The 11,764-nt window shown below is 66.3% G+C and carries 7 protein-coding genes and 1 tRNA gene; 5 read left to right on the forward strand and 3 right to left on the reverse strand.

Annotated elements, in window-relative coordinates; all coding sequences use genetic code 11:
* The first annotated feature begins 268 nt into the window (after positions 1–268).
* Positions 269–3,019 (forward strand): putative PEP-binding protein, encoded by a 2,751-nt coding sequence (locus VQ042_RS17420; protein WP_331821581.1) that lies wholly within the window; start codon positions 269–271, stop codon positions 3,017–3,019.
* On the opposite strand, the gene VQ042_RS17425 is transcribed toward VQ042_RS17420, so the two are convergent.
* Positions 3,007–4,791: an SLC13 family permease gene (locus VQ042_RS17425; RefSeq protein WP_331821583.1), complete on the reverse strand. Its 1,785-nt coding sequence runs from the start codon at positions 4,789–4,791 to the stop codon at positions 3,007–3,009. The genes VQ042_RS17420 and VQ042_RS17425 overlap by 13 nt on opposite strands.
* 168 nt (positions 4,792–4,959) lie before the next feature.
* Positions 4,960–5,364, reverse strand: a complete 405-nt coding sequence (locus VQ042_RS17430; RefSeq protein WP_331821585.1) for a hypothetical protein — start codon at positions 5,362–5,364, stop codon at positions 4,960–4,962.
* 161 nt (positions 5,365–5,525) lie between these two features.
* Here VQ042_RS17430 and VQ042_RS17435 point away from each other — a divergent pair, with 161 nt between their 5' ends.
* Complete coding sequence (locus VQ042_RS17435) at positions 5,526–7,154, forward strand: fatty-acid--CoA ligase (protein ID WP_331821587.1); 1,629 nt, start codon at positions 5,526–5,528, stop codon at positions 7,152–7,154.
* Between the two features lie 73 nt (positions 7,155–7,227).
* Positions 7,228–8,157: a DUF1499 domain-containing protein gene (locus tag VQ042_RS17440; protein WP_331821590.1), complete on the forward strand. Its 930-nt coding sequence runs from the start codon at positions 7,228–7,230 to the stop codon at positions 8,155–8,157.
* 91 nt (positions 8,158–8,248) lie between these two features.
* On the opposite strand, the gene VQ042_RS17445 is transcribed toward VQ042_RS17440, so the two are convergent.
* Positions 8,249–9,151 carry an MBL fold metallo-hydrolase gene (locus VQ042_RS17445; protein ID WP_331821592.1) on the reverse strand — a complete coding sequence of 301 codons (903 nt, stop codon included), beginning with the start codon at positions 9,149–9,151 and terminating at the stop codon, positions 8,249–8,251.
* 273 nt (positions 9,152–9,424) lie between these two features.
* Between VQ042_RS17445 and VQ042_RS17450 the strand changes: the two genes are divergently transcribed.
* Positions 9,425–9,499: transfer RNA gene (locus tag VQ042_RS17450), tRNA-Gln, on the forward strand.
* Positions 9,500–9,606: 107 nt separating this feature from the next.
* Positions 9,607–11,595 (forward strand): DUF6538 domain-containing protein, encoded by a 1,989-nt coding sequence (locus VQ042_RS17455; RefSeq protein WP_331821594.1) that lies wholly within the window; start codon positions 9,607–9,609, stop codon positions 11,593–11,595.
* Positions 11,596–11,764 lie beyond the last annotated feature (169 nt).

An 11,764-nucleotide genomic window follows, 5' to 3' on the forward strand; every position in this document is an offset into this window, starting at 1 on the left:
GCAATTGGCGCGGCGGCGGTTTTCTTCTAGAGATGAGTCCGGGTTCGCGGGAGGAGTGCGGACAAGGCCGGATTGCAGGTGGCCGTCGGCGTCGTATCGATCCGGGCCAGCTGCCACGGATGGTCCGCGCCGGGTCGCTGCCTCGTGCCGCCTGCCGCAGGCGAGGGGAGGTCGGCCCTTCGCGTCAGTCCGCGCTGCTCCGACCGTGCAAGGGCGATGTCCGGGATCGGATTTCGTCGAGATCGAGGGGGACGGTCGACCGCATTCGATGCCAAAACGGATCTTCACATTCCGGCGCGGAACGGCCGACCGCACGGCCGACGCGGCCGAGGCCCTGGGTCTCAAGGGCGCCAATCTGGCACTCCTGGCATCGCTGGACGCGCCGGTTCCGCCCGGTTTCACCATCGCGACATCGGTGTGGCGCGAAGTCCAGGCGGCCGGCGACGGACTGCCGCAGGAATTGCGCGCCGACCTGCGCATGGCGATCGAATGGCTCGAGGAGGTCACCGACCGGCGCTTCGACGGCGACACCCGCCCGCTGCTCCTGGCGGTGCGCACCAGCGCCCGCGCCCAAATGCCGGGCCTGGCCGAATCGGTCCTCGACGTCGGCCTCAACGACCGCACCGTCGACATCCTCGCCGCCGAACTGGACGACCCGGCCTTCGCCTATCGCAGCTACCGTCGCTTCATCGAGAGCTATGCCAACCTCGTGCTGGACGTGGATCCCGCCGAGTTCGAGGACATTTCCGACGAGGAATCGGCCGAAGCGGGCTGGAGCGAGGAGCCGGGCGATCTGGCCGGCTGGCAGGCGCTGATCGCGCGCTACCAGACCTATCTCGACGCCGAGATCGGCGCCGTCGTGCCGCAGACCCCACTCGAACAGCTCTTTGCCGTCGTCGAGGCGGCCTATGCCAGCTGGCGCAGTCCGCTCGCGACGTCGCACCGGCTGATCCAGGGCATTCCGGAAAATGCCGGGCTCGCCATCACCGCCCATGCGATGATCTTCAACGAGCACGACCACAATTCGGGGACCGGGCGCGCCGTGTCCCGCGACCTGACCAGCGGCGAATCCCGCCTGTCGGGCGAGTTCGGCCTGGTGGGGCCGCGCACGCGCGAGATCGGCAAGAAGCCGCCGGCGCTCGATCTGGGATCGCTGTCCGATGGCGACGCGTCGCGGTTTCCCGCCGATCTGGCGGAACTGACGCGCCATGTGCAACGCATCGAGGCCCATGTCGGCGACGTGGTCGAGGTCGACTTCATGGTCGGTGACGGCCAGCTCTTCCTGATGCAGTCGCGGGTGGCGCGGCGCACGGCGGGCGAGGCGATCCGGATCGCCGTGCAGTTGGTCGACGAGGGGCTGATCGACGAGGCCGAGGCGATCCTGCGCATCGATCCGAACTCGCTGGACGAATTGCTGCATCCGACCTTCGAGCGCACCGCGGATCTTGTCGTCCTGGGGCGCGGCATGCCGGCATCGCCGGGCGCTGCGACCGGCGAGATCGTCTTCACCTCCGAGNCGGATCTTGTCGTCCTGGGGCGCGGCATGCCGGCATCGCCGGGCGCTGCGACCGGCGAGATCGTCTTCACCTCCGAGCGCGCCCAGGAACTGGCCAACGAGGAGCGGCCCGTCATCCTCGTGCGCAACGAGACCTATCCCGAGGACATTCACGGCATGCATGTCGCCGAGGGTGTCCTGACCATCCGCGGCGGCACGACGAGCCACGCGGCGGTGGTGGCCCGCGGCATCGGCCGGCCCTGCGTGACCGGCGCCGGGTCGCTGCGCATCAATGCCGGCACCGCCACGCTGCACGCGGCCGGAATGGTGCTGCACGAGGGCGATACCATCACCATCGACGGCACGTCCGGCGAGGTGATCGTGGGCGCCGTGCCGCTGCTGCGGCCCGCGCTCACCGGCGATTTCGCGACCCTGATGGGCTATGCAGACGGGGCCCGTCGCATGCGCGTGCGGGCCAATACCGAGACCCCGATCGAGGCCCGCTCCGCACGGGCCTTCGGCGCCGAGGGGATCGGGCTGTGCCGCACCGAGCACATGTTCTTCGAGGGCGACCGGGTGCGCTCGATGCGCGAGATGATTCTGGCTTCCGACGCGAACGGCCGGCGGGCGGCGCTGGACAAGCTGCTGCCGATCCAGCGCTCCGACTTCACCGAATTGTTCGAGATCATGGCCGGCCTGCCGGTCACGATCCGGCTTCTGGATCCGCCGTTGCACGAATTCCTGCCCCAGAGCGACGGCGAGATCACCGAGACGGCCCACATGCTGGGCGTCGACCAGGCGGTCGTGCGCCAGCGCATCGCCGCCCTGCAGGAGTTCAACCCGATGCTCGGCCATCGCGGCTGCCGGCTGGCGATCTCCTATCCGGAAATCGTCGAGACGCAGGCGCGGGCGATCTTCGAGGCGGCGATCGAGGCCGGCGAGAAGGCCGGCGAGGCGGTCGTGCCCGAGATCATGGTGCCGCTGGTCAGCCTGCGCAAGGAACTGGAGTTCGTGAAGGAGCGCATCGACAAGGTCGCCGCCCTGGTCATGGCCGAGCGCGGCTGCGAGATCACCTATTCGGTCGGCACGATGATCGAGCTACCGCGCGCCGTCGTGCGCGCCGACATGATCGCCGAGATCGCCGATTTCTTCTCCTTCGGCACCAACGATCTGACCCAGACGGTCTATGGCATCTCCCGCGACGACGCCGGCAACTTCCTGTCGACCTATGTCCGGCAGGGCATCATCGAGCGCGATCCCTTCCAGACCATCGATGTCGAGGGGGTGGGCGAGCTCATCGCGCTGGCGGTGGAGAAGGCGCGGCGCACGCGTCCGGACATCTCCCTCGGCGTCTGCGGCGAGCAGGGCGGCGATCCGGCCTCGATCGCCTTCTTCGAGCAGACCGGGCTCGACTACGTCTCCTGCTCGCCCTTCCGTGTGCCGATCGCGCGCCTTGCTGCAGCCCAGGCCACGATCCGTGCCCAGCGCTCGGTGCGCGGCCGCACCCGGCGCTACGAGCCGTAGTAGAAATAGATCGCCACGCAGGACGTCAGACCCACGATGGCGTTCATCGGCACGCCGATCTTCACGAAATCCATGAAGCGGTAATTGCCGGCCGCATAGACCAGCGTGTTGGTCTGGTAGCCGATGGGCGTGGCGAAGGACGCCGAGGCGCTGAACATCACCGCGACGACCGCCGCGCGCGGGTCCATGCCCAGCGACGTCGCCAGGCTGATCGCCACTGGCGTGACGACCACGGCGACCGCGTTGTTGGTGACGATCTCGGTGAGGATCGACGAGATCGCGTAGATGATCAGCAGGACGACGAAGGGCGAGGCGTACTGGAGCAGCGGCTGGACCGCCGCGACCAGCAGCTCGACGGCGCCCGCATTCTGCATGCCGAGCCCGATCGCCAGCATTGCGAAGATCAGGATCAGGATGTCGCCATGGATCGACCGCCAGGCCTCGTCGGCGTCCAGCACCCGCACGAGCAGCAGTGTCGCGATGGCGATGAAGGCCAGGATCTGGATGCTGGCGACGCCCATCGCCGCCAGGACGACCACGGCCAGCAGTGCGCCGATGGCGAGCGGCGCCTTGCGGCGGCGATAGGGTCGGGCCTCGCTGAGGTCGACGCCGATGAGGTCGTTGGATTCGGCGATGCGGGCGATGGCGTCCGGACGGCCCTCGAGGAGCAACCGGTCGGCGGGGCGCAGCTTGGTGTCGTGCAGGGAAGGGCCGGGTACGTGACGATGCCGCTGCACGCCGAGGATGTGGACGCCCGACCCCGAAATGTCGGCGAGTTCGGAGATCTTGCGGCCGATGCCGCGGCGATGCGGCGCGACGGTCGCCTCGACCACCACGCGCTCGTCGTCGCCGGCGGCCGCCTTGGTGACGCGCGCGACGCGGAAATTGTCGCTGGAATGCAGCGTCAGCAATTCCTCCGGCGTTGCGAACAGGACGACCCGGTCGGCCTTCTGGAGCGTGACGTCGAAAATGCCCTTCCGCAGGGTCTCCGACCCGCGCCGGATCGCCACCGGCTTGATACCGCGGGCCGAGAAGGACGCGGACTCTCCAAGCGTCTTGCCGATCGACGTCGCGCCATCGCGCACGACGATCTCGGTGAAATACATGTCGGATTCGGAGCTGCCGAGGACGTCCGTCGCGGAAGTGCGGTCGGGCAGGAGGAAGCGTCCGACGACCAGGAGATAGACGATGCCGGTGGCGGCGGTGACCAGTCCGATGGGGGTGATCTCGAAGATCGAGAAGGCCTCCAGCCCCTGGCCGCGTGCGACGCCGTCCACCAGCAGATTGGTCGACGTGCCGATCAGCGAGCAGGTGCCGCCCAGGATGGTCATGAAGGACAGCGGGATCAGCAGCTTCGTCGAGCCGACGCCAAGCTTGCGGGCAAGCTCGGTCATGATCGGGATGAAGACGATCACCACCGGCGTGTTGTTCATGAAGGCGGAGGCGGCGAGCACCCCGATGCCCATGATCGCCAGCGTGATGCGCGGCCGCGTCTCGGCGCTGGAGACCAGCCAGCCGGCCGCCCCCTCCAGCGTGCCGGTGCGCACCAGCGCGCCGGACAGGACGAGCATCGCGGCGATGGTGATGGGGGCGGGGTTCTGGAACACCGACGTGAATTCCTCGCCCTCGACATAGCCGAGGACGAGGAAGGCGACGGCGCCGGCCGTGGCGATGACTTCCGGCGGATAGAGTTCGAGGGCGAAGCCGACGAAGACCAGCGCCACGACCGCAAGGGCGATGAATGCGGAATAATCCGTCAGGAAGGCGTCCATGTAACCCAGTCGATCGTGGTTCAGGAACGCTGATCTGCAGGATCAGACGGGTTTTGCAAGGGGGACGTAGGATCGATGCGCCGTTCAACGCATAGCCAGCCATCCGCCCGGCAGACGGGGGCATGGCCCGCGGCCGCTCCGCCCCGGACGGGGGACGGCTCCGGCGGCCTACGCCGTGCCTTCGGCCTTCTGGGCGCCGAAGGGCAGATCGTCGCGGATCCGGGTCAGCACGCCGACAAAGGCGCGGGCGAAGCCGCGCAGGCGCTCGTCCATCTCCTCGTCGTCGGGAACGCGGATCTCGGTGCCCTCGTCGTTGAGGACGGCGAAGGCGATCCTGTCGCGGCCCTGCGCCCCGACGCGGACCGCGGCGATGCGCGAGGCGTCGTCGAGCGTCCCGTCGGACGGGATGTCGAACAGGAACTCCCCGCCGACGCTGGCCGCCGCCGACTTCACGCAATCGGCGAAATCGATTTCGGTCAGGTCCTGCATGTCGAGCGCCAGTTCGAACTCCACGGCGTTGAAGCTGTCGCCGTCGACGTCCGGCGCGGCAACGCTCTGTTCTGCGATCTGCATGGCACCACCACCCATTCCGGTTCGTCCCCTTCCGCTGATCGTCACGCCGGGACTTGGCCGAACTATGGCGGGCCTCGGCCCGGGCGCTGGACAACCGGCCCGCCTTTGCCGAGATTGGCGCCCGGGCCAGGGTGCTTCGGCCCGGATTCAGGGAGGACGGAATGCAAGGTTTGATGCAGCAGTGGCCGCTGCTTTGTTCGAAGGTGATCGACCACGCCGCGACCTATCATCCGCTTCGCGAGGTGGTGAGCCGCTCGGTCGAGGGGCCGATGCATCGAACCGATTACCGCGAGGTGCGGGCCCGTTCGCTGAAGCTCGCCCAGCGTCTGGACCGCGAGGGCATCCAGCTCGGCGACCGCGTCGCCACGATGGCCTGGAACACCTGGCGCCATCTGGAATGCTGGTACGGCATCGTCGGTATCGGCGCCGTGTATCACACGCTCAATCCCCGCCTGTTCCCCGACCAGATCGCCTGGATCATGAACGACGCCGAAGACCGGATCGTCTTCGCCGACATCACCTTCATGCCGATCCTGGAGGCCATCGCGCCGAAGGTCCCGAGCCTTCAGAAGATCATCGTCCTGACCGACGCGGCGCACATGCCCGAGACCAGGCTCGCCAATGTCGTCGCCTATGAGGACTGGCTCGCCGAGGCCGACGGCGACTTCGCCTGGAAGGAGTTCGACGAGAACACCGCGGCCGGCATGTGCTACACCTCCGGCACGACGGGCAGTCCCAAGGGCGTCCTCTACTCGCACCGCTCCAATCTCCTGCATTCGATGATCGCCCAGCAGCCGGACGCCATGGGCCTGTCGTCGCGCGACCGCGTCCTGCCAATCGTGCCGCTGTTCCATGCCAATGGCTGGGGCCTGGCGTTCTCCTGCCCGATGGCCGGCGCGGCGATGATCATGCCGGGCGCGAAGATGGACGGGGCCTCGGTCTACGAGATCCTGACCACGGAGAAGGTGACCTTCAGCGCCGCCGTGCCGACGGTCTGGCTGATGCTGCTGCAGCATCTGGAGAAGGCCGGCGGCGAACTGCCGGACCTGAAAAAGGTGGTGATCGGCGGGTCCGCCTGTCCGCGGGCCGTCACCCAGAAATTCCAGGAGATCTACGGCGTCCAGGTCATCCATGCCTGGGGCATGACCGAGATGAGCCCGCTCGGCTCCCTGTGCACCATCAAGCCCGAATACCAGGACCTGACCGGCGATGCGCTGCTCGATATCGAGGAGAAGCAGGGCCATCCGCCCTTTGCCGTCGAGATGAAGGTGACCGACGACGAGAATGTCGAGCGGCCCTGGGACGGCAAGACCTTCGGGCGCCTCAAGGTGCGCGGTCCGGCGGTCGCCTCGTCCTACTACAAGGGCACCGGGGCGGAGGCCTTCGACGCGGACGGATGGTTCGATACGGGCGATGTCGCCCATATGGACCAGCACGGCTACATGCAGATCACCGACCGCGCCAAGGACGTCATCAAGTCGGGCGGCGAGTGGATCTCGACCATCGACCTGGAGAACCTCGCCGTCGGGCATCCGGACGTCGCCGAGGCCGCGGTGATCGGCCTCGCCCATCCCAAATGGGACGAGCGGCCGCTGCTGATCATCGTGCGCAAGGAAGGCCGCGACCCGTCGAAGGAGGATATCCTGGGCTATCTGGAGGACAAGATCGCCAAATGGTGGATGCCCGACGACGTGGCCTTCGTCGACGAGATCCCCCATACGGCGACCGGCAAGATCCAGAAGATGACGTTGCGCGACCAGTTCCGCGAATACCGCCTGCCGACGATCTGACGGCCGCCCGGGCGGCCTTCCTGCCGTCCGGGCTTTACTCTATGTTCGCGGACTCCCTGCCAAGGTTCCGCCCATGAACTCGATCTACGGTCGCCTGCCGGTTTCCGGCCATTATCTGCGAAAGCGGCTGCGCTTCCCCGGGCTTGCCCGCGCCATCGCCGCCTTCGCGATCGTGCTCATGGTGGCGGCCGTCGCGATCTACCGTCTCGGCGCGATCGTCCCGCAGGCGTTGATCGGCCTCCTGCTCCTGGTCGCGGGCCTGGCCGGCCTTGCCCTTCTGATTTCCTGCTACGGCCTTCTGCGCGTCTGGTTCTCGGGCGTGACCGGCGGCGGCAAGGTGTTTGCCGGCTTCGTCCTGTCGCTCCTGGCGCTGGCGCCGTTCGGGCTCGGCGCCTATCTGGCCAGCGTCAACCCGCAGGCCAATGCCGCCTATACGGACGGGTTTGCCGCCGGCGCCGGCGCCACCGCTCCGGCGGTTGCGATGCCCGAGCGGCCCGTCTCCACGCTGGTCGCGCCCACGCAGATGCCGAGCGTGGTGCCCGGCCGGCGCTATCTGGCCGAGGCGCCCCGCGTCTTCCAGGCGGTGCGCACGGTCCTGGCCGATCACGGCTGGACGGTGGGCGAGGTGGTGGTCGGCGATCCTGCGCTCGTCGGTGTCGAGCCCGAGCCCGTCTCCGACGATCTCGGCGTCAGCACGGGCATCATCGCGATCCCGACGCCGCGTGCCGGGATCGATGCGGTGGTGGCCGCCGACGACGGGCTCGGTCGCCCCGAGAGCGACCAGTATCGCGTCGCCGCGGTGGCGCGCGACATGCTGTTCGCCTTGCCGAGCGACGTGACCATCCGGTTGATCCAGGAGGGTGCGGAAACCTTCGTCGACCTTCGCGCGATGTCGCGCGCCACCGGGCTGGATCTCGGCCAGAATCGTCGGTTCATCGAGGCGTTCCTCCTCGATCTCGACCTTGCCATGTCGGGGCTGGAGACGCTCGACGCGCCCGGTTGACGCGCGGCGGCCCCGGGGCCGCGGCTGGCATCGAGCCTCAGGGCAGGTTTCGGCGAGGGGAATGGCGTGCGTCCCGTCGCGGGCATCGCGCTCAGGCGGGCGCGTAGGATGCCGCCAGGGTCGGCGGGCCCTCGCAGGCGACGACGCCGCGCGTCACGAGGTCTTCCAGATGGGCCAGTACCGACAGGCCGGCGGCCCCGTGCAGCCGCGGGTCGACGTTCTGGTAGAGTGCCGCGACGATCTCGGGGATGGTGCGGTCGCCGTCGTCGAGGCGCCGGACGATCGCCGTCTCGCGCATCCGGCGATGGGCGACGAGGCCGCGCACGAAGGGGCGCGGCGCCGAAATCACGTCGCCATGGCCCGGCAGATAGAGCCGGTCGTCGCGCTGCAGGAGGCGGTCGAGCGAGGCCATGTAGTCGCGCATTGCCCCGTCCGGCGGCGCGACGATGGTGGTCGACCAGCCCATCACGTGGTCGCCGGACAGAAGCACGCCCTCGTCGCCCACCGCGAAGACCAGATGATTGGCGCAATGGCCCGGCGTGGCTATCGCCGTGGCGGGCAGGCCGCCGAGGGTCAGGGTCTCGCCGTCGGCGAGGATACGGTCGAAGACGAGATCGGTGTCGCCCGCCGCCTCCAGCCGCTGGGCTTCGCCGGCCAGAAGCGGCCGCGCGGCGCGGTGCGGCCCACCGCCGAGGAGTGGCGCGCCGGTGAGGGCCGCGAGTCGCCGCACCAGGCCGGTATGGTCGCGGTGGGTATGGGTGAGGAGGATCGCCTCGACCGGACGGCCGGCGATGGCCACGACCAGCGCATCGAGATGGGCGTCCGCGTCGGGGCCGGGATCGACGACCACGCAGCGTTCGCCGCCGATCAAATAGCTGTTGGTCCCGGCAAAGGTGAAGGCGCTGGGATTGGGGGCCGTCACCCGGCAGATGCCTTGGGCGACGGGGATCAGTCGGCCATAGGCGGGATCGAAGTCTGTCTGGAACTCGGGCATGGTCTGTCCGATCGGGCTTTCTGCGTCTTGCCGCTCTGCGGGGCAGGGGCGCTAGCTGCTTCGTGGGCCCGCAAGCGAACCCGACCAGACCCGCCGCCAGGCGCTGCGTCACGGTATCTTCGGGGGCAAGCCGCAGGTTCCCGGCAGCCATCCCTGCCTGTCGAGCCGGAGCAAGGCAAGACCCGTGGTCTGATGAGAACGGCATGGCGCGGCGGCCGCAGGCGGTCGTTGCAAGAGTGCCAGCCAGAGGCTATAGGACCCGACCATGCGCCTTGGGGCGTCGCCAAGTGGTAAGGCAGCGGCTTTTGGTGCCGCCATTCGCAGGTTCGAATCCTGCCGCCCCAGCCACATTCTCTTAACTCTTTGAAATTGTTGACCGGACGGTCCAGCTGGGGAGGCTTCCTCGCTACTGGGACACACGACTGTGGCACAACCGTGTGACACGGAGTGTGGGAATGGGGATCGCGACAGGTCTCGAACGACGCGGCGCTGTTTATTATTGGCGTAAGCGCTTGCCCGATCGACTCGCACAGCGAATCGGTTTGACACATGTTAAATTGAGCCTTCGAACCAAAGAGGCTCAGGCCGCGCGATATCTCGGCGCATGCTTGAACGCGAAAGCCGCAGATCTGCTCATGACCCAATTGCCGAGCATGACCCGAGAACAGCTCGAAACGATCTTTCGCTCAACGTTCGAGCAGCACAGTCGCAAACTCGCCTTGTTGGCAGACTTTTCCCGCACCGAGGACGGCTTCTCTGCCGATGTTGATATCGCCGAAGAAGTGGCGATGGGCCGAGCCTATTGCCTTTTTGCGAAAAAGGGGCCGAGTGCGACGATCAATGACCAAGACCGGCGACGCTATCGTGAAAAGGGCATGTCCGAGGACGCTATGAGGCATGTCGAAGTTGCCGTTGATCGAATGAAACGGACCGGGGAAGCGCAGCCCTCGGGATTCCGCTTGGCAAAAGCGATCGAGGCGGCTGGCGCGGAGGTCACTGCGGGCACTAGGGTCGCAGCGCAACCGATCTATCTCCGCGCGCTGGGAGAAGCCCTATTGCGCACGAAGGATCGCTACGAGGACGATCCGCTTGATTTCGACGGCCTGATCGCCTCCCTCACCGCTGTGACTCATGGCCAGGAAGGGGAGGGGCGAATTCTGGCCAAGACCGGTCCAGTCCATAGGGACAAGGATTCCGTTAGTCAGGGGGACGGCAAGGGGCACAGTTCCGCGGACAATGCGCCTGCAGGTCCAGTTTTTCCTGCAGTTTCCATGTCGTCCGGCGAAGCGCAGACCGTCCAGGCGGTCGGAGCTAAGCTGATTGCAACGAAGCAGGCCGACAAACTGTGGGATATCAAGACCGCTCGCCAGGCCAACATGATCTTCGACCTTTTCGAACGATTTCTGAAGGAAGAGGCGAGAGTGCTCGCGCTTTCGGATATTAGGCAGCATCACCTCGATGCTTTCGAAGGATTTCTCCGTCAACTTCATAAAGCATACGGAAAAAGCCCCAAGGATCGGACCAGGACGATTGCTGAGTTGCGGCGCGAAAGTGAGCAGCGGCCGGGATCCGAACGCGGTCTTTCCGGGGCGACGCGGAACCGTCATCTGACGTTTTTGGGACAGCTGCTGCGGCGCGCGAAATCAGCGGGGATCGCCATCGATCCACAACTCGACCTGACTGAGTTTCGCGCTCGAAAACTCGGTCGAGGTAGGAACGATCGCTCGGTACCTCTTCTTGATGAAATCGAAACCTTCTTCTGGCAACCGGTGTTCACCGGATGTGCCGGCTGGGACAAAATGGATGTCAAAGGCGAACATGTACTGCATCGTGCCGCCTTCTTCGGTCCACTCCTTGCACACTATCAGGGCATGCGGAGAGAGGAGTATTGTGGCCTCGCAGTCGATGACATCGTCGCCGACAATGGCGGGGCGCCCTATGTCCATGTATGCGTGAATGAATTTCGACGATTGAAGAATGTGCAGTCGATCCGGAATCTCGCCCTTCACCCCGAACTCATCCGTCTGAATTTTCTTGAGTACCTCCGAGCGATTCAGGGTCTAGGATATCGACGCCTGTTTCCGGATTTATACTCGCCTTCGAGCCGGAGCCCCCTCGGAGATCGACTATACGACGAGCTCCTACCTGCTTTACGGCGGAGCGGATTCACTCCCCATCAGATCCGGCATTTTTTCAACAACGACCTGAAGCAGAAGCGCGTTTCCGCCGAGTTTAGAGCTGATCTTATGGGGCATGGCGGAAAGACCGAGACCACGGAACGCTATTGCAACCCGGCCGACATCGACGTCCAGTTTGCTGATTTGACCAAAGTCTCGATTGTAACGGCGCATTTGTCGCCTAGCCCAATCCAACTGGTTCCGTGGGTCAGGCGAAAAGAGATAGCGCCTTGGAGCGCCGCTGCCCGGGCTGCTCGAAACGCCTAGTATTCGACGATGTTGGTGCGGGGCAGCCAAGAATCCCCCCCTCTCCGCCATTCCTAAGCTCGTGTGTGGACGCCCCCCGGAATGCAAGCGGTTTTTAGCTTTGGAATGAGCAATGCGGTCGAGTTCCGTCGTGTGTCCGGCCTCATGATGCGGCTTTCATACGCCGCGG

The organism is Aurantimonas sp. A2-1-M11, assembly GCF_036549475.1.
Taxonomy (GTDB): domain Bacteria; phylum Pseudomonadota; class Alphaproteobacteria; order Rhizobiales; family Rhizobiaceae; genus Aurantimonas.